Annotated in this window: 13 protein-coding genes and 3 tRNA genes; 14 read left to right on the plus strand and 2 right to left on the minus strand. The window is 48.1% G+C overall.

Annotation, left to right across the window (positions count from 1 at the left end):
* Window position 1 precedes the first annotated feature (1 nt).
* The 6 genes from MK185_04010 (at window position 2) to yvcK (ending at window position 10,016) form a co-directional block, all read left to right on the plus strand.
* Window positions 2-2,374 (plus strand): SLBB domain-containing protein, encoded by a 2,373-nt coding sequence (locus MK185_04010; GenBank protein MCH2039780.1) that lies wholly within the window; start codon window positions 2-4, stop codon window positions 2,372-2,374.
* Window positions 2,371-3,123, plus strand: coding sequence for a CpsD/CapB family tyrosine-protein kinase (locus MK185_04015; protein ID MCH2039781.1), 753 nt, complete (start codon window positions 2,371-2,373; stop codon window positions 3,121-3,123). The genes MK185_04010 and MK185_04015 overlap by 4 nt, the downstream gene beginning before the upstream one ends.
* An 87-nt stretch (window positions 3,124-3,210) precedes the next feature.
* Window positions 3,211-6,171, plus strand: coding sequence for a PAS domain S-box protein (locus MK185_04020; protein MCH2039782.1), 2,961 nt, complete (start codon window positions 3,211-3,213; stop codon window positions 6,169-6,171).
* Window positions 6,172-6,276: 105 nt separating this feature from the next.
* Window positions 6,277-7,671 carry a response regulator gene (locus MK185_04025; protein ID MCH2039783.1) on the plus strand — a complete coding sequence of 465 codons (1,395 nt, stop codon included), beginning with the start codon at window positions 6,277-6,279 and terminating at the stop codon, window positions 7,669-7,671.
* A 43-nt stretch (window positions 7,672-7,714) separates the two neighbouring features.
* Window positions 7,715-9,127 carry a sigma-54 dependent transcriptional regulator gene (locus MK185_04030; protein ID MCH2039784.1) on the plus strand — a complete coding sequence of 471 codons (1,413 nt, stop codon included), beginning with the start codon at window positions 7,715-7,717 and terminating at the stop codon, window positions 9,125-9,127.
* Window positions 9,114-10,016 (plus strand): uridine diphosphate-N-acetylglucosamine-binding protein YvcK, encoded by a 903-nt coding sequence (gene yvcK, locus MK185_04035; protein ID MCH2039785.1) that lies wholly within the window; start codon window positions 9,114-9,116, stop codon window positions 10,014-10,016. Before MK185_04030 ends, yvcK begins: the two co-directional genes overlap by 14 nt.
* A gap of 14 nt (window positions 10,017-10,030) precedes the next feature.
* Here the strand turns inward: yvcK and MK185_04040 are convergent, their stop codons facing one another.
* Complete coding sequence (locus MK185_04040; GenBank protein ID MCH2039786.1) at window positions 10,031-11,044, minus strand: glycosyltransferase family 4 protein; 1,014 nt, start codon at window positions 11,042-11,044, stop codon at window positions 10,031-10,033.
* Window positions 11,045-11,373: 329 nt separating this feature from the next.
* Between MK185_04040 and MK185_04045 the strand changes: the two genes are divergently transcribed.
* The gene (locus MK185_04045) at window positions 11,374-12,288 is read left to right on the plus strand and encodes an NAD-dependent epimerase/dehydratase family protein (protein ID MCH2039787.1); all 915 of its coding nucleotides are present in this window, start codon (window positions 11,374-11,376) and stop codon (window positions 12,286-12,288) included.
* 5 nt (window positions 12,289-12,293) lie between these two features.
* Here the strand turns inward: MK185_04045 and folD are convergent, their stop codons facing one another.
* Window positions 12,294-13,148 (minus strand): bifunctional methylenetetrahydrofolate dehydrogenase/methenyltetrahydrofolate cyclohydrolase FolD, encoded by an 855-nt coding sequence (folD, locus tag MK185_04050; protein ID MCH2039788.1) that lies wholly within the window; start codon window positions 13,146-13,148, stop codon window positions 12,294-12,296.
* A gap of 217 nt (window positions 13,149-13,365) precedes the next feature.
* Here folD and MK185_04055 point away from each other — a divergent pair.
* From MK185_04055 to lon, 7 genes are all read left to right on the plus strand, one after another.
* A tRNA-Pro gene (locus tag MK185_04055) sits at window positions 13,366-13,442 on the plus strand.
* A gap of 27 nt (window positions 13,443-13,469) precedes the next feature.
* A tRNA-Arg gene (locus MK185_04060) sits at window positions 13,470-13,546 on the plus strand.
* Between the two features lie 29 nt (window positions 13,547-13,575).
* Window positions 13,576-13,651: transfer RNA gene (locus tag MK185_04065), tRNA-His, on the plus strand.
* 168 nt (window positions 13,652-13,819) lie between these two features.
* Window positions 13,820-15,145, plus strand: a complete 1,326-nt coding sequence (gene tig, locus MK185_04070) for a trigger factor (GenBank protein ID MCH2039789.1) — start codon at window positions 13,820-13,822, stop codon at window positions 15,143-15,145.
* Between the two features lie 120 nt (window positions 15,146-15,265).
* Window positions 15,266-15,892: an ATP-dependent Clp endopeptidase proteolytic subunit ClpP gene (gene clpP / locus MK185_04075; GenBank protein MCH2039790.1), complete on the plus strand. Its 627-nt coding sequence runs from the start codon at window positions 15,266-15,268 to the stop codon at window positions 15,890-15,892.
* 82 nt (window positions 15,893-15,974) lie between these two features.
* Entirely contained in the window at window positions 15,975-17,261 is a 1,287-nt protein-coding gene (clpX, locus tag MK185_04080) for an ATP-dependent Clp protease ATP-binding subunit ClpX (protein MCH2039791.1), read from the plus strand.
* Between the two features lie 123 nt (window positions 17,262-17,384).
* Complete coding sequence (lon, locus tag MK185_04085) at window positions 17,385-19,775, plus strand: endopeptidase La (protein ID MCH2039792.1); 2,391 nt, start codon at window positions 17,385-17,387, stop codon at window positions 19,773-19,775.
* Window positions 19,776-19,845: the final 70 nt, after the last annotated feature.

The following is a 19,845-nucleotide window of genomic DNA, read 5'->3' on the forward strand; positions in this document are numbered from 1 at the left end:
TATGGAATTGCCTACCGCACCGAATAAAAAAATGCATGTGGTTCAGCGGGCAATCATCCTATTTATCCTGTCCGTATCCTCCTCAGTTGTTCCAGCTGAAGCCATTTTAGACACCACAACAAAAGTCGTTGATCCGGAGCTTGAAATTCTTGCACAACAATTGCGCGACATGCTTGCGGTTAATGAACCTCAACCGCAGGAAATAATCCAGCAACCGGTCAGCAGCCCTGAACTGCTCGAATCTGTAAGTAATGAGGAGCTGCCAAACAAAGAAATTGAACTCCCAGACATCCAGCAGCCAGAATACAAAACAGAGAGTGAAGGGATTATCAATATCGGTGATCGTTTGCATATAGCGCTGGCCGGAGAAGAGGAATTAAACAGAGATTTCGCGCTGGATAAACGCGGGGTCATTATTCTGCCGGAAATCGGTGAATTTCCGCTGGCAGGACTCACTCTACAGCAGGCTGATGCTGCGATTAGGCAGGCATTGTCGACTGTATATCGAGACATTTCGCGTTTGGATATTGCGATAAAACAACGTCGACTGTTAATCACGGTGCTGGGCTATGTTCAGAATCCGGGGCAGGTTGATCTGCCAGCCGATGCGAATATACAAATGGCTTTATCCCTGGCTGGCGGCCTGAAAACCGGTGCACAACTGGATAAAATGCAGCTTAAACGGTCAACCGCTGACGGTAAGGAAGAACAGATATTCGATTACAAAGCGTACTTGGATAGTGGTGATGAAAATCTTATCCCGGCGCTGCAAAGTATGGATGTAATCTTTGTACCTGCGTCGCCATTAATTGGTAACGTTGAGGCGGAGTTTGATGCAGCAACGCTGATCTCTGGTGGTGATGCGGCTGAAGATAAAAACGCCATTAAAGTATTCGGGGAGGTTCAGAATCCTGGATTGTTCTCATTCAAAAGTAAGAGCACAGTAATCGACGTCATCATGCGTGCCGGTGGCGTTACCCGATACGCTGGTGTCGAACAAATTCGTATCATTAATAATAACAAGCCAACTCTGTTTAATCTGAAAGCGTATCTGGACGATGGTAACAGTCAGAAACTGCTTAATCTCGAAAGAGGTTCCACGGTTTTTGTTCCAATCGCGGCAAAAGAGGTGAAAGTCGGTGCGCGAATGGTTTACGTCATGGGTGAAGTTCCTAAACCTGGTGCGTTTGAAAATCAGGAGGGGGCAACCTTCCTGGATATTCTGGCGAATGCCGGCGGTCCCACCCGATTTGCCGAAACCCGTCAGATAAGATTATTACGGGCTAATGGCGAAGTTGTGCCATTTGATCTTCAGAAGTATACGGAATTTGGCAGTGGTATTGGCTTGCCGGAAATTCAACCCGGTGATGCCATTTTTGTTCCGGAAAAAAGTGCCACAGACGAAAACTCCTGGTTAAAAGTTCCGCCAACCAGAGCTATTTATATCATGGGGGCAGTGCTGCGCCCTGGCCGATATGAGTGGTCGAATGAAATGAGTATTTTTGATCTGCTGGCTCATGCCGGTGGGCCAGAAGAGCGTGCCGATATCTCTGGCACGCAGATTATTGTGCGCCACGACGATGGCCGGGTAGATAGCAAAGTGTTTGATCTGGCCGCATTTAATGAAAGTGGCGGTCACATCAAGGATTTGCCCGTATTAAAAGCTGGTTACACCGTTATGGTTCCCGAATTGCCGCAGGACCCAACCGACAATAAAGCCAAGTGGTTACGTCAGGCACCGGATCGTTCAATTTATGTTTTTGGTCAGGTAAATGCCGCTGGACGATACGCTTTTGATGCCAGTATGGGGTTTCTGGATATTCTTTCAGCGGCTGATGGGCCTTCGAACAATGCCGATATTCACAATATCCGGATAATGCACCGCAACGACGATCAGCCGCGGGTTAGTAAACTGAATCTGGCGCTGTATTTTGAAACCGGTGACGAAACGTTGCTCCCCCGGGTTTTACCCGGAGACAGTATTTTTGTTCCGGAAAAAGACCGGAACTGGCTGGATGAAGAAAAAGAATCAACCATTCGGGTTTTGGGTTCCGTCGCTAAGCCTGGTCGCTATCGCTTTAACGACAATATGACCTTGCTTGATTTGCTGGCTCAGGCCGGAGGACCAACCGAAGCGGCGTATGTCGAGAGAATTGTGGTAGTTAATGCTTCGTGCTGTCGTGAACAATCCACATCGTTTGATCTGGTTGAGTTTGTTAAGAATCCGGATTTTGCCAATCTACCGGCGCTGCGAGAAGGGGATACGGTTTATGTACCGAATATTTCACGCAGCAATTGGCGCATCTTTATGGAAGGTGTAACCGATGCGTTAAGTATTATTTCAGTCTATGCATTGGGAGCAGCAGCACTATGAAGCGGATGGAGAAATCATCAGAGCGGCTTGAATTGCCAATCCATTATGCGGAGCTTGAGAGTATTTATTCGCAAACCATCGATCGTGGCTTACGCAGTCTTGCGGTTACGTCCTGTCATGGGGGAGAGGGGACAACGACATTGACCTGTGCTCTGGCACGCCGTGCGGAGGCCGGTGGTCATAAAACCTTATTGGTGGATATGAACTTTTGTCGTCCGGCAATTGCGAACGAGTTAGGGTTGCAAAACAGCAGTTGGCAGAATCTTGAACACCACCTGACCAGTGAAATTGAAACTACCGAACTTGCTAACGATTCCACAGGCTGCCTCGCGGTTCTGCCAGCGCCTGTGACTCCGACGGGCAACCTGATGCTGAGAGAGAAGCACTATTTGGCTCGCTGCCTTGAGGCGTGGTTACAAGAATACGAAGTCGTCATTATCGACACCTCGCCTCTGAATGCGATTAATCGCCATAACCTGCCTGCAGAACGCATTGCAGCGGAGTGCGAAGGCGTATTGTTGATGGTTAAAGCCGGAGTAACGCGCCAGAGTCATTTGAATTGTGCGGTTAATCGATTAAACACGCTGGGTATCCAACTTTCCGGCTGTGTTTACAATGACGCCCAGAATCCAAGTCTTGCCGACGAGCTGATTCGTGAAACATACCGATTACAACGTTGGCTGCCCGGCCCTATGAACTGGATTCGAAAAAAAGTACGGAGTTCGGCATTGTTGAACATGTCAATCTGATTGCTGTTACCAGAGCACAGCCCCGTCCGTCGGGTGAATCAGCGGTTTTGCTGCTAGGCTGATAAGCAATGGATGAAAGGATTATCTATGATCGTAACCAGCCATTTTACCAGGCAGATTGGTCGCAAGCTGAGACGGGTAAATCAGCAGTCACAAAAACGTCAGCAGCGACATTATTCGCAAGGTCACCCCAGTCAACAACCGAAATCCGGTCGTCCTGACCCGGATTTGTATGCAGAGCACCTCGTGCTGCTAATGGATCACCTTCCGGAAGCAGTGCTTGCCTTTGATCTTGAAGGGCGGGTTGTCAGTCTTAACCGATCAGCAGCCGCTATGTTTTCTGTTAATGAACAACGACTAAAAACGATCACCAGTTATTTCCATGGATTCGATATTCAACATTGGCTGCAGAACGTGGCGTACAGTCTGCGTCGTGGTGAATCTCCTGAGTTTCCTGAACAGGGATTACGAACCTGGGCACGCCGCAGTAACAACAGCCTGTTCCCCGTGGATATCTCGCTGAGTCATTGCTACCAGCAGCAGGTGCCTCTGATTATTGCGATTGTTAAAGACGTCAGTGAACGCCAGAAAGTTGAGGAAAGCCTCCAGGCGCAGCAGGCGATACACACGGCGGTCATTGATCACAGCACCAATGCCATCATTCTGATTGACGAAAACAGTGTGGTTCAGGATTTTAATATTGCGGCATGTCAGACCTTTGGTTATCTCAAAGATGAAGCCATGGGGCGTGATCTGGGTGAGCTCATCATTCCGGAAGAGGCAAGGGCTTTTCATAAAGCGGGTATGAAGCGCTATCTGGACAATGGCGGTGGAGACTTTATCAATAAGCGTGTTGAGGTGGTGGCTCAGCGCAAATCACGAGAACGATTCTCGGTGGAGCTGACCATCTTTCCCCTTCATGCCGGTGGTAAGACTATTTTTGCAGCCGCGCTTCAGGACATCAGCGAACGCAAAGATAATGAACAGCGATTGTTGCATGCCAAAGAGCAAGCGGAACGGGCAAATCTGTACAAGTCGCAATTTGTTGCGTCTATTTCCCATGAGATTCGTACCCCAATGAATGCCGTACTGGGGCTGTTGGGCTTGTTGCAGGAATCGGAGCTTGACGAAAGTCAGCGTCACTTTGTTGATACTGCATTGCATTCCGGTCAGGCCCTGCTGTCGATTATTAACGATGTATTAGACTTTTCAAAAATAGAGGCGGGAAAGCTCTCCATTGAACCCGCGGAATTTTACCCGGCGCAGATGCTGTATGGCGTTATCGATTTATTATCGGCGCGGGCGGCTGAATCGGGTGTCGCATTGGCATGCTTTATCGACCCTGAAATCCCATCTCGTCTGATGGGCGATCAAAGCCGTATCCGTCAGATTCTGATGAACTTAATTGGCAACGCTCTGAAATTCACCGAGAGTGGCTATGTTCTGGTGCGCATTGATCTGATTGACTGTGACGACGCTCAGGTAAGACTTAATTTCTCGATCGAGGACAGTGGTATCGGCATCAGTACAGAGAATCAGCGTCGTTTGTTCGATGATTTTGTGCAGGTTGATGGTGCAGATACACGCCGTTTTGGTGGCACTGGCTTAGGGCTTTCGATCAGTCGGAAACTGGTCGAAATGATGTCAGGAAAAATCGCACTGGAGAGTGAGGTCGGGAGGGGCAGTTGTTTTTCATTCGGGCTCACACTTGATAGCGCAGGGGAAGCCAGATCGGTATTGTCAGCGCGGCTTGAGCACGTTCATCTTGGGTTGACGGTAGGCCGTGACAAAGACTCTTTGTTGCTGAAAGAACAGCTGTTGTCGATGAAATCGTATATTTCTGTTGTGGATAGCATCGAATCGATTTTCTCTCTGGGTCCGGATGATCCGATGCAAATATTAGTGGTTGATTTCCGTTACCTGCCATACGAAGCCGATCGGTATATTGATGAATTTAAGTGCAATTTTCCCAGTACGCCGATACTCCTGCTGATTGAGGGTAACAATCAGGCATTGTTTGAACATTATTGCGAACTCGGTTTTGACGCGTGTTTATCTTTGTTAAGTCGCCCGGAGTTGTTAGCCAATACCATTCAAAAATTGATTGGCAATGAGGATGAGGTTCAGGACCATGCTGATCATGCCGTAATGACTCAATTATCACCGGAAATACCATTCCGAATATTGCTAGCCGAAGACAGCCAGGCCAATCAGTTGGTTGCGCTAAATGTGCTGCGGTCAGCGGGCTATTCTGTCGATGCGGTTGCCAATGGTCTTGAGGCGTTACGGGCGGTTCAGAGTTTGCCTTATGACCTTATCTTAATGGATCTGCAGATGCCGGAAATGGATGGGCTGGAAGCAACGCGACAGATTCGCACACTGCCAGGAAAGTTGGGAGAAATACCGATTCTGGCGATGACGGCTAATGTGGTTGCCGATGTAAAAGCAGACTGTCATCAGGCTGGTATGCAGGGTTTTATCTCAAAACCCATTAATAAACAGGAAATGTTTTTACAGCTGACCAATTGGTATCGGAAAAAATGTGAAGCACGGGGTGTCACTGCTCCGGCGATCACCGCAAGTTCTGACGTTGATGGACGCGAACTTCATCTTCAGTCGAAAGCTACCGTCCCGAACCTGAGCGTCGAAAAGAATGGCGTGTGCAGAGTTGTTTACAACGAGGATGTGACGGTTTCCGATGGAGAGGCGTTAATCGAAATAGATATTTTGCAATCATTGCTGTCCGACACATCTTCAGCAGCCGTCAGGCGTATGTCTGCGGTTTTTATTGAAGAAACTGAGCAGCGACGAAAGCATCTCGGTACATTGGCAGCCGCGGGGGACTGGAGTGGTGTATCGCGGGAAGCGCACACCATTAAAAGCAGTGCTGCCAGTTACGGGGCGTTGGCGTTGTCTCGTGAGGCAAAAACAATTGAGTTATCAGCGAAAGATGGTCAGATGGTATCGATGGATAAAGTGAGTGCATTTGATCAGTTGATAAAAACGAGTCTGGATCAGTTGAAGCGCTGCTTGGACCAGGTCTGCTAGTGTGGGAAGTTTATGACGAGTTACCAAAACAGACATCAATGCCAGAACTTTTCGCGAGATAAAATCGCACCTCTGCGACATAAGGTTAGCCACTGGTGTTCAGCGGTGGGGAATTCGCGCCTGGATCAATTGGTTCTGCTCACCAGCGAGTGGCTGACCAATCTGGTCAAACACCCTGCGAAAGTACCGGAAACGGTTGCCATTGAGTTGACCGACTACGAAACCGTTTGGGCGTTAGATATTGAAGATGATGGCGCGTGTCTGGAAAATTTTGAGCAGCTGATGTCATCCGCCGACATTGAGTTTCAGGAGTTGAAAACCGGTGGTATGGGGCTTGGTTTGATAAGAAGCCTATCCGATGAGGTTGCATATTCCTCCACAAACGGTATTAACCGCCTGACAATGCGAATTAACAAACCTGAGTCGCTTACCCAAAAAACGATCATGATCGTTGACGATGATCGGAGTCTGTTGGTGTTGCTTGAGGCTTATTTAAGCAGTGACTATGCGGTTCAGATATTCTCAGAGCCGGTAGAAGCATTGAACTGGCTCAAGCAACACGCCCCGGATTTAATTCTGTCTGATATCAATATGCCTGGCATGAGTGGCGTCGAATTTCGGGTGAGGGCTCAGGAGCTGCATCGGTCACTGCCTTTTATTTTTCTTACCGGGCAAGAAAGTGACAATTTAAGCCGTTTGGCCATTGATGATGTGTTGAAAAAGCCTGTCTCGAAAAAGCTGTTGCTCGCCAAGCTTGATCGGGTATTCGTTCGTCACCAGCAGCTACAGCGTGAAATTTCCAGCCAATTGGCGCCATCCATCTCTAATCAATTGCATCCTGAAGTGAAACGTACGACACCTGGATTCAAGGTTTACTGTGCTTACCGCACTGCCGAAGGTGGAGGCGGTGATTTTGTCTATCAACACGATTGTGCCGATGGCCAATTGCTGATGTTAGCCGACGTCATGGGGCACGATCAGCAAGCCAAGTTTTTTGTGCATGCCTACCTCGGTTTTCTGCAAGGTATGGCAGCTGGTCTATCGGCGGCTGGTTGTGCAATTACGCCCGACGGCTTTATGAATGCATTTGCGGCTTCTCTCGAAGATGTCAGTTTGTTGGGAAGTTCGCTGCTGACCGCCGTGGCAATAAAAACGGATGGTACCCGAGAGATTGAGGTGGCATCGGCTGGGCACCCTCATCCGTGGCTATTCGACGGGGACGATTTTCAAACGGCTGAACTGGTCGGTGGGCCGTTGCTTGGTTTCGTCGGTGGCAGCTACCAGTCAGAGAAAATCCGACTTGATGGGCCGCTGGTACTATTTACTGATGGGCTGACTGAGTCACTCACGGAAGAACAGCTCATGACTGTTAAGTCACAAATTAAGCAACAACTAATGCAGCCCGAACCCAATCTGAACCAAGTATTGGACTACTATGATAATAGGTTGGGTGTGTCTGTGGCTGATGACATCACATTATTGGTATTGGTGCCCAGATAAACAATTTATTGTTCGTTAAGGCAGAAGGATTGGGAGAACTGACGTGTCAACAAAACGGATTCTGATCGTTGAAGATAGTGAATCAATGGCTGAACTCTATAAGGAATATCTGCTCGGTGCGGGTTATCAGGTCGACATTGTTGGGGACGGCAAAAGCGCCTTGGGTTACCTCGGGCGTGATTTACCAGATGCAATTGTGCTTGATATTAACCTTCCGGACATGAGTGGGATGGATGTACTGCGCCACATTCATGAGAAGCAATTCCCTTTGGTTAGCTTAGTCATTACTGGACACGGTTCAGTGGATATGGCGGTTGAAGCGATGGGATTTGGCGCATACGACTTTATTGAAAAGCCTTTTTCATCGAAGCGTCTGCTGACAACACTCTCAAATGCGCTTGATCATCAGAGTATGAGCGAAGCGCTCGATAATCTTAAAGATCAGTTTAATCGAGAAGGATATGAAGATTTTATTGGTGCTTCACTACCGATGCAAAGTGTCTATCGGATTATTGATAGCTCTGCCAGTAGCAATGCCACCGTTTTTATTACAGGGGAGAGTGGTACCGGAAAAGAAGTGTGTGCTACGTCGATACACAAGCGCAGCGCGCGTGCTCAGAAACCATTCATTGCACTTAACTGTGGAGCTATTCCTCGCGATCTGATGGAAAGCGAGATTTTTGGTCACACTAAAGGAGCTTTTACTGGAGCGGTTTCTGCCAGAGAAGGCGCTGCCAGCAGAGCAAATGGCGGGACCCTGTTTCTTGATGAGCTGTGCGAGATGGACCTCGATCTGCAAACTAAGTTGTTGCGGTTTATACAAACCGGAACCTTTCAAAAAGTCGGCAGCAATACTTTGGAAACGGTTGACGTGCGCTTTGTCTGTGCCACCAACAAAGATCCATTGGAAGAAGTAAAAAAAGGGAACTTCCGCGAAGACTTGTATTACCGTTTGCATGTTATTCCAATCCACTTGCCTCCATTAAGAGAGCGTGGTGCAGATGTTGGGCTAATTATGAACCATCTGTTGAATCAATATGCCTCGGAAGAGAATAAGAATTTTTCGGGCTTTGAAGCTGGTGCCAATATCGCAATGCAAACGTATGAGTGGCCCGGCAATGTGCGACAATTACAAAATGTAATACGTAATATAGTGGTGCTGAATCAGGGCGGTGATATTACCCAGGAGATGTTGCCGCCACCACTTAACGAAATTGCGCCACCGGAAATGGTTCCCAATCCGTTGCTTAATATGGCAGCGGTTGCACCGCAACCCGGCTTGGTGCATGAGTCTGTCCAAACTGAAATCCGACCTTTATGGCAAGTCGAGAAAGATGCTATTGAAAGCGCCATCAAGCAATGTGGCGATAATATTCCTAAAGCAGCGGCACTGTTAGAGGTGAGTGCGTCAACCATTTATCGTAAGCGTGAGCGCTGGGCAAATGGAAACAATTAGCCCGAAGCTTAAGATGGTCTGCTTTGGCGGAGGGCATGGTTTAGGCCGGTTATTAACTGCGCTTGAATCACTTGGTGAAAATCTCACTGGCATTGTGACAACCACGGATAACGGCGGGTCGACTGGCAGACTGCGCCGGGAGGCAGATACGATCGCTTGGGGCGATCTGCGCAATTGTCTCAACCAGCTGTGTCGTGAACCCAGTATTGGGCAGTTGCTGTTCGAATATCGTTTCTCTACAGCAGGCGAGTTGAATGGTCATAATCTCGGCAATCTGATGTTATTTGCACTTGAGCAAATGTCTGTATCACCAACGGACGCCATTGATGTCATGCGCGAATTGTTGCACATCAAGCCGAGATTGCTGCCAATGTCTTATACGCCTGTCGCATTAACCGGGTTTGATGGCGAAGTTGAGGTAATCGGTGAAGTGGAAATAGATGATCATCACGAGCCTTTTGCGCATCTTGGTTTAAGTCATAAAGCTGAATTAACACCAGAAGTGGCGGATGCTCTGGCGTCGGCTGACGGTATCCTATTATCCCCCGGCAGTTTTATGACCAGTGTCATGCCGCCCTTGCTGGTTGATGGTGTTTCCGATCTTATTAATAAATCCAAAGGCAGTTTTGTGTTGGTGGCTAATCTGACGCAGGAACGATTAGGCGGTGGCGATCGATATTATAATCTGACATTGGATCATCAATTGGATCTGCTCCGTCGAGCGGGCATCAGGCTTCCTGATGCTGTGCTTTGGCCGAACAGTCGAGCAATCGAGCCCTTCGTACAGGAGCTTGAGAATGTCACCTTGGTTGAGGCTGAGCTGACCACTGACGGCCAGCGTCATGATGCGGCGATGTTGTCCTGTGCTATTGGTCATCTCTTTGCGTGAGGTTGAATATGCAATCAGCAAATTTCTTCGGCATAGCAGTTCGCTGCATTGCGATAGACCTCAATCACGGAAGGTATGCAGGCTCTGAGGCTGTAGTTGTTATAAATGAACGTTCTGGCTTTGGTCGCGTCTGTTAAATATTTTTCGCTGTTTTTCTGCATCCAGAAGTTTATTCTCTTTTTAAACACATCGATGTTTTCCAGGTTGACTGTATTGCCAATTCCGACAGCTTTAATGAGCTTTGGCAGGTCTCCGGCCCTGCTTGATACAACAGGAATTCCATGGCTGAGTGCCTCAATGGCAACCAGTGGCAGTCCCTCATACCTTGAAGGAATAACCAGTAAACGTATTTTTTGCCAGTGATTCTTCATATCAACGCTACCATACATGCGTATCTTTGGATTACTCTCTTTCAGTGGCAGTCGCATTTCTCCATCGCCATACATTGCGAAAGAGTAGGGCAAACCATCTGCGATTTTTGCAAAAATATCCGGCCCTTTTTCTGAAGAAAAGCGACCAACAAAAGCCACTTGGTAGCGTCCGTTATGATTCTCCTCACCCTTGGGGAAATCAACAAAGTTCGGGATGAGTGTCTTCGCACCCGGTACCTTATTCATAATTCTCTCGCTGACACAGATATTTTGGCTAACACAGGAAGTCAGGCGATCAATCAGGTTGTAGATAAAAACTCGTCCCTTTCCCGGGTCACCATTGTGGTGGGTAGAGACAACCGGTAATCGGTGAAGGCTGCACAGTAACCGGCCAATGATGCCGGCCTTGTATCCATGGGTGTGAAGTAAAGGTCTTTCTTTTCTGAGGTATTGGCTGAGGTTGAATATCGATCCCTTCATATTAATCACGTTAACCGAGCCCTTTAATTGTCTCAGTAGCGGGTGTTGATCGTCGTACCGATTATAAAATATAAGGTCGAAAGGAATATTGAAGGCGAGAAGCCCTCTGCTTAGCTGAGCTACGTGGGTTTCTATGCCGCCAGTACTCCGGCTATCGAGGAATATTGCGATCTTCATGGTATGACCTTATTTCGTATTACTATGGATTTCACAGCGAAAATTGTGCCGGAACAGAAATCTGAGATATTTCTCGAATGATTGCTCTAACGCGTGTTGCAGCTTTGCAATGTGCGAATTCAGAAAGAAAAAATGCAACCCGATTTTTAATATGCGAAAGACTTAGTGATATCAGCAAAATCTGAGGCGAATTTCTGGAGAAAAACTGGCCAGCTAATTGCTGCAGCGAGACAGAGGTTTAAAAATAAGGCTTTGCTGTTATGGCTAATGTACTGGTTACAGGTTCGGCTGGATATGTCGCAGGATGGCTCATTCCTCAGTTGCTCAGAATGGGTCACCGAGTAGTGGGCTATGATTGTCTAAAATGCCCGAATCACTTAATAAATTCTGCAGGAATCGAATGGCATCAGGGGTTTTTGAGTGATCGTTCGCTGCTCGAACGGGTATTTGGTGGTGCTCGCCCCGACGTTTGTATTCACCTTGCCAAGCCTGCGGCAGAGCTGCTGGAGTCGTATACACCCGAGGAACGTCATCGTGAAATACAGGGGAGGGACTTGAGTGTTCGGGTGCTGCACACCTGTTTGGCGGATCAGCTGAATGTCTTCGAAACAGCGATTCGCTTCGGAAATATCCCTGTGTTGTTTGCTTCATCGGATTCAGTGTACGGGCCGAACAGTTCAACCAGTGTTTTGGAGAATGCGCAGCTTCAGCCAATCAGTATGAAAGGGCTATTTAATTTCTTTACCGAGCAATATGGACGCTTCTATGCTTTGCGCTACGGCATCAGCATAACGGCAATGCGTTTCTTCAATGTCTATGGATTCTGGTTGGATGGTTGGCGTGGAGATGTAATCAGCCGCTTTTGCCAGGCAGCCTTAACGAATCAGAAGCTTGATGTATACGGCGATGGCAACCAGATCAGGGACTTTATTTACATTGAAGACGCAATTGCTGCAATTATTGCCCTGGCGTCGTCAGTCAAGCCAGGCTTCAGTGCTGTCAATATTTCAACTGGCGTTGGCACAGAGCTGAATGAATTGGTGAGATTGGTCTGTTTGTTGACCGCAACTCCGTTCGAGGTTGTTAATCATCCCTTCAGGCCGGGAGATTTGAGTTGTGCCGTCGGCAATAACCAAAGGCTTGAAGCACTGGGGCTGAACCTTGTCAAAACGGAATTGGCAGAAGGGCTGCGTCGCACCATGAATGCTGCAGGTGTTATCACGATGCGTCGCAGCCAGGCATAGCGCTGTTAATCCCTCAGGGTTTCACAGCTCAGAAGTGTGTTTTCCAGTAATTTTGCACGGGTCATTGGGCCAACACCGCCGGGCACCGGTGTAATGAAACTTGCTCGCTCTGCGGCAGCGTCAAAGTCCACATCGCCAATCAGCTTGCCACTATCGAGTCGATTAATACCTACATCGATTACGACCGCGCCGGGCTTAATCCATTCGCCTTTGACGATGCCTGGTTTTCCTACTGCAACAATTACGATGTCTGCTTGACTGACATGATGCTTCAGATCCTGCGTAAAGCGGTGACAGGTTGTAACTGTACAACCTTTAATAAGAAGCTCTAATCCCATTGGGCGACCAACGATGTTAGAGGCTCCGACAATGACCGCGTGCTGGCCTCGCACTGGTTCGCCGGTGCTGTTCAAAAGATCGACAATACCTGCTGGTGTGCAGGGCCGCAGTAGTGGAATTCTTTGTGCCAGGCGACCGACATTAAATGGGTGGAAGCCATCCACGTCTTTCGTTGGCGCAATCCGCTCGAGGACCTCTGATGCCTCAAGCCCGTCCGGCAGTGGCAGTTGCACAAGGATGCCGTCCACTTCGTTATCGTCATTCAGTTGGTCGATGAGGTTGAGTAATTCCTGTTGTGTGGTTGTTTCAGGCAGGTCGTACGCCTTGGATAGAATGCCTACCTGCTGGCAATCTTTTCGCTTGTGAGATACGTATACTTCAGATGCCGGGTCGTTGCCGACGAGAACAACGGCGAGCCCTGGGGCTCTTAGGCCTTCAATGGAGCGCTGTTCCACGCGTGCTTTTACGGACTCACGAATGGCAGCAGCAGCAGCCTTTCCGTCGATTAACTGAGCGGACATAAATGGAGATATCCTGTGACAAATTCTAAGAGCTGCGGATTTTCTCACGTGCGCCTGACAAAACAAAGATGCACTCTCACTAATAATTGCTGAAACAGGTTAAATACTGGGAAGCGATTGTTTTTATTAATTTTTTTTAAAAAGGTGTTGACGGGTTAGGGGGTGATCTATACTATGCGCAGCCACTCAAGGGGTGAACGCCTTTTGAGAGGGAAATCGGGGTATAGCGCAGTCTGGTAGCGCGCCTGCTTTGGGAGCAGGATGTCGGGAGTTCGAATCTCTCTACCCCGACCACTTGATTTAATACCGTCAAGTGGCCATGCGCCCGTAGCTCAACTGGATAGAGCATCGGCCTTCTAAGCCGAGGGTTGCAGGTTCAAGCCCTGCCGGGCGCGCCAATATATTGGTGTTCCGTCAGTACAATGTGGTGGCCGTAGCTCAGTTGGTAGAGTCCAGGATTGTGATTCCTGTTGTCGCGGGTTCGATCCCCGTCGGCCACCCCACTTCCCCTTTTTTTGATCTTCTTTATTCCTCGTTTTCTCCAATACACTCACGATCAATCTTATGTTTTCTTCCTTAGTGTCGTTGCGTTATACTCCGCGACCTTCTGAATTTGTTGATGCTCAATAGTTTTGTGGCATCGTTTGTAAATTGTTGATTGAGAGGCATCTATGCAAGTGTCCATTGAGACCACCACAGGTCTGGAACAGGTAATGACCGCTGGTGTTCCGGCTGCTGAGGTTGAAGCGCAAGTAGTAAATGAATTAAAGCGCATTTCACAAAGCCAAAAAAATAACCCGGGGCCGGGTTTCCGTAAAGGCAAGCCTCTGCCTCCAAAAGTTGCGAAGCAGAAGTTCGGCAAGCAAGCGCGCGCTGAAGCTGTATATCAGCAAATGCAACAGTCTTTCTTCAAGGTTGTTCAGGACAAAGAGATCAAGCTTGCGGGCATGCCTAAGTTCGAACTGGTTGTGGATGAGGAAGGTAAAGATCTTGAATTCAAGGCAACCTTTGAAGTGTACCCAGAAGTGAAGCTGGCTGATTTTGCTGCTATTGAAGTGGAGCAGCAGTCTGCAGAAGTGAATGATGCTGACCTGGAGACCATGGTTGAGACTCTTCGCAAGCAGCAGGCTCAATGGAGCCCCTCTGATGATGCGGCCACCGATGGCGATCAGTTGAATATTGATTTCGAAGGCTTTATCGACGGTGAAGCATTCGAGGGTGGTTCCGCTGAAGGTTATGGTCTGACATTGGGTTCGAACTCGATGATTCCAGGGTTTGAATCAGGTCTTGAGGGTGCTAAGTCTGGTGAAGAGAAGACACTGGATATCGCTTTCCCTGATGATTATCACAAAGAAGAGCTGAAAGGTAAGCCAGTTCAGTTCAAAGTTAAGGTTAATGAAGTCAAAAAGCCTGAGCTTCCGGAGCTTAATGAGGAGTTCTACAAGGCGTTTGGTGTAGAAACGTCCGATGAAGCCGAATTCCGTACTGAGATTCGTAAGAACATGGATCGTGAATTGGCCCGCGCAATTCGCACCTTAACCAAGCAGCAGGTTGTCACGGGTTTGGTAGAAGCCAACGAGGTTGAAGTACCAGCATCGCTTGTTGATCAGGAAATTGATCGTCTGCGTCAGCAGGCTGTTCAGCAATTTGGTGGTGGTCAGGGTATGGATGCAAGCATGCTTCCTGCTGAGTTGTTCAAGGAGCAAGCTGAGAAGCGTGTGGTAATCGGGCTGCTGATGAATGCTGCCATTGAGGCCAATGATCTGACCCCATCTGATGAGAAGGTCGAGCAACTGATCGAAGAAGTTGCAGCGACTTATCAGGATCCTGATCAGGTTCGTGAGTACTACAGCAGCAACCCGGAGCAGCGCTCTCAGGTTGAGGCAATGGCTTTGGAAGAGCAGGTTGTTGAGAAGGTTCTGGCTAGTGCAAAAGTTAGTCAAACCGAGACAACTTACGAAGAAATTATTCGTGCAGCGAACCAGCCAGCTCAATAAGTTGTCTGTAGTAACTGACATTTAGCCAATCAATGGCTAAACTTCTGGACAGCCGTTATCCGTTGGATGCGGCTGTTTTTGTTAAAAAGAATACTCACAGATCAGGGAGTGCAGAGTCGAATGATTGACTCCATTAAGCAGCAGTCAGACATTATCCAAGCCAGTGGTTTGGTTCCTATGGTGGTAGAACAGTCCGCTCGCGGTGAGCGTTCTTACGACATCTATTCTCGACTCCTGAAGGAGCGGGTAATCTTTCTTGTTGGACCAGTAGAAGATCACATGGCCAATCTTGTGGTTGCTCAGTTACTGTTTCTGGAGTCCGAAAACCCTGATAAAGATATTCACCTGTACATTAATTCTCCAGGTGGTTCGGTGACTGCTGGTATGTCTATCTATGACACCATGCAGTTCATTAAGCCGGATGTAAGTACCATGGTTATTGGTCAGGCTTGCAGTATGGGAGCCTTCCTGTTGGCCGCGGGTGCGCCAGGCAAGCGGTTCAGTGTTCCGAATTCTCGCGTTATGATTCATCAACCTAGTGGTGGCGCTCAGGGGCAAGCAACCGACATCCAGATTCAGGCTCAGAATATCCAAAACACCAAAGAGCAGCTGAACAGAATTTTGGCGTCTCATACGGGTCAGAGTTACGAGACAATTGCAGCGGATACTGAGCGAGATAACTTTATGGATGCTCATACTGCAATGGAATATGGCCTGATTGATAAGGTACTGGAAAAGCGCAGCTAGCGAAGGAACACTCTGTTAGCTTGAAAGTTAAGGCAAAAAGAGAGATCTTTTTGAAAGTAGATATAGAGAACGAGGCAGTCGAATGACCGACGATACAAAAGGCAAGAGCGACGATAATGGCAAATTGCTGTATTGCTCTTTTTGCGGCAAAAGTCAGCATGAAGTCAGAAAGCTGATCGCCGGGCCATCGGTATTCATCTGTGATGAGTGTGTTGATCTGTGCAACGATATAATTCGTGAAGAAGTACAGGAAGCCGAAAGTAAGAGCAGTAGTGATAGCTTGCCAACGCCGCAGGAAATCAAGGCGACTCTCGATGAATACGTAATTGGTCAGGATAAGGCAAAAGTTGTTCTTGCGGTGGCGGTTTACAACCATTACAAGCGACTCCAGTTTGGTGGCAGTAAGGGCGAAGTCGAACTATCAAAGAGCAATATTCTGCTTATTGGTCCAACAGGTAGCGGTAAAACGCTGCTTGCAGAAACACTGGCTCGCCTACTGAATGTTCCTTTCACAATCGCAGACGCAACAACGCTGACGGAAGCTGGGTATGTTGGCGAAGATGTAGAAAACATCATTCAGAAACTGCTGCAGAAGTGCGATTACGATGTCGATAAGGCGCAGCGTGGTATTGTCTACATTGACGAGATTGATAAGATTTCGAGAAAGTCTGACAATCCATCCATCACTCGAGATGTGTCGGGTGAGGGTGTTCAGCAAGCGCTGTTAAAACTGATCGAGGGTACGGTTGCATCGGTTCCTCCGCAGGGCGGTAGGAAACATCCGCAGCAGGAATTCCTGCAGGTTGATACTTCTAATATCCTGTTTATTTGTGGCGGTGCGTTTGCTGGCCTTGATCAGATCATTCGTGACCGATCAGAGAAAAGCAGTATTGGTTTCTCTGCTACTGTCAAAGGTAAAGAGGACGAGAGAGCTGTTGGCGATGTGCTGCGTGATATCGAGTCTGGCGATCTTGTGAAATACGGATTGATTCCCGAGTTCATCGGACGACTTCCTATGGTGGCAACTCTCGACGAGCTTGATCGTGACGCACTCGTGAGGATTCTGACTGAACCTAAAAACTCCCTGATACGGCAGTATGAAAAGCTGTTCGAGATGGAGTCCGTCGAGCTTGAATTCCGAAATACTGCACTTGAGGCTGTTGCGGAATTGGCAATGGAGCGTAAAACCGGTGCGCGTGGTCTGCGCTCAATAATGGAGGGGGCATTGTTAGAAACAATGTATCGCATCCCTTCAGAGCAGCATGTTGCTAAAGTGGTTGTTGAGGAATCGGTAATCACGTCGGATGCCGAGCCGCTGGTGATCTACGAAAGCAGTGATGTGGGCAAAGTCTCACCTGATGACGACTGAACGCCGATTAATTACTGAACAACAAAAGGAGCCTCGGCTCCTTTTGTTGTTTTTAGCCTTGTATTTATAACTGCCAATCCCCACTATCAAAGTAAGTATCGATAAAAGTAGAGTCAGATATCTATGTCCACTGAAATATTGCCATTACTACCATTGCGCGATGTTGTTGTTTTCCCAGCAATGGTCATTCCTTTGTTTGTGGGTCGTGAAAAATCAATTAATGCGCTTGAAGAAGCCATGGCTTCAGACAAGCGTATTATGCTCGTGGCGCAAACCGATGCATCAGATGATGAACCGGGCATTGAAGATATGCACTCTGTAGGTACCATTGCAACCATCCTGCAGTTGCTCAAACTTCCTGATGGTACGGTTAAAGTTTTGGTTGAGGGTGAGTCCCGGGCCATCATGAAGTCCCTTATTGACGAAGAAGAGCTTTTCCGTGGCGAAATTGCGGAAGAGCAGGGACTCGATTTGCCTGAGCGTGAAAATGAAGTGCTCGTTCGCTCGTTGACTGGGAATTTTGAGCAGTATGTTCAGCTTTCAAAAAAGGTGCCTGGGGAGGTTTTGTCAACGATCTCAGGCATTGAAGATGCAAGTCGTCTGGCTGATACCATTGCGGCGCACATTTCGCTCAAATTAGATGAAAAGCAAAATGTGTTGGAAATGACAGATGTGAAGCTTCGGGTTGAACACCTGATGGAACTCATGGAATCTGAAATCGATTTATTAAAAGTCGAGAAGCGCATTCGCGGACGCGTTAAGAAACAAATGGAGAAGAGTCAGCGCGAGTATTATCTGAATGAGCAAATGAAAGCCATTCAGAAAGAGCTCGGTGAAAGTGAAGATGGTTCTAACGAGTTCGACGAGCTCAATCAAAAGATTGAACAGTCTGGTATGACCAAGGAGGCTCGCGAAAAAGCGGAGTCTGAAATGAAGAAGCTGCGGATGATGTCTCCGATGTCTGCGGAAGCTTCAGTGGTGAGAGGCTATCTTGACTGGCTGGTAAATCTGCCCTGGAAGAAACGCAGCCGCGTTAGCCATGATTTGGCAAAAGCTGAAGAAATCCTGAATGCTGATCATTACGGCCTGGAAGAGGTGAAGGAGCGTATTCTGGAATACCTGGCAGTGCAGAATCGCGTTAAGAAAGTGCGTGGTGCTGTTTTGTGTCTGGTTGGCCCGCCGGGGGTTGGCAAAACGTCATTGGGTAAGTCTATTGCGCGAGCAACGAATCGTAAATTTATTCGAATGGCTCTTGGCGGAGTTCGCGATGAAGCTGAGATTCGCGGCCACAGAAGAACATACATCGGCTCTATGCCCGGTAAGCTCGTCCAGAAAATGTCTAAGGTTGGCGTTAAGAATCCGTTGTTCCTGTTCGACGAGATCGACAAAATGGGAATGGATCATCGTGGTGATCCTGCCTCGGCATTGCTCGAGGTGTTAGATCCTGAACAGAATAGTACTTTTGCTGATCACTATCTCGAGGTGGATTACGATCTTTCGGATGTCATGTTTGTTTGTACGTCCAACAGTATGGATATGCCTGGTCCGTTGCTCGATCGTATGGAGGTCATACGTATTCCAGGGTACACGGAGGACGAAAAAGTCAACATTGCCAAACGGTATTTGTTGCCTAAGCAAGTCAAGCAGAATGGCCTGAAAGACAATGAGTTTTCACTGAGTGATGAGCGACTAAAAGACATCATCCGCCACTACACCCGAGAAGCGGGGGTTCGTGGTCTGGAGCGTGAGATAGCCAAGCTGTGTCGTCGTGTTGTTAAAGCTAATATTCTTGAGTCCAATCAAACAACCCGAGAAATCAGCGAAGAGTTATTGCAGGAATACCTCGGTGTTCACAAGTTTCGCTATGGTCTGGCGGGTGCTCAAAACGAAGTTGGCCAGGTTACAGGTCTTGCGTGGACATCAGTTGGTGGAGAGCTGCTTACGCTTGAGTCTGCTGCAACACCAGGTAAGGGGCGTATTGTGAAAACCGGCTCTTTGGGTGATGTCATGCAGGAATCCATTCAGGCGGCGCTCACGGTGGTGCGCAGTCGCTCTGCAGGTATGGGGATTGCGCAAGACTATTTCGAAAAACATGACCTTCATGTTCATGTGCCCGAAGGTGCAACGCCAAAGGATGGCCCGAGTGCGGGTATTGGTATGGCAACCGCGCTGGTATCGGTTATGACCGGTATCCCGGTGAGAGCCGATGTTGCGATGACGGGTGAGATAACCCTTCGCGGCAAGGTGTTGGCAATTGGCGGTTTAAAAGAGAAGCTTCTGGCGGCGCATCGTGGTGGTATAAAGACGGTGGTGATTCCGAAAGAAAATGAAAAAGACTTGCGTGACATTCCGGAAAACATCAAGGCAGACCTGAAAATTGTCGCTGTAGATTGGATAGACGAAGTGCTTGATCTGGCTTTGGAGCAAAAACCTGATGGTGTATTGGCTGAGATTAATACGGCAGATGATGCCACGCCATCTTCGGAAGAAAAAACTAGGCCAAGTACCCACTAAGGTTGCTTGACGGTATAAGGGCTTGTTGGTATAAATCACGGCTCTTAATAATTTTTTGATTAGCGATCAC

This window comes from Saccharospirillaceae bacterium, from assembly GCA_022448365.1.
Lineage (GTDB): Bacteria > Pseudomonadota > Gammaproteobacteria > Pseudomonadales > Oceanobacteraceae > Bacterioplanoides.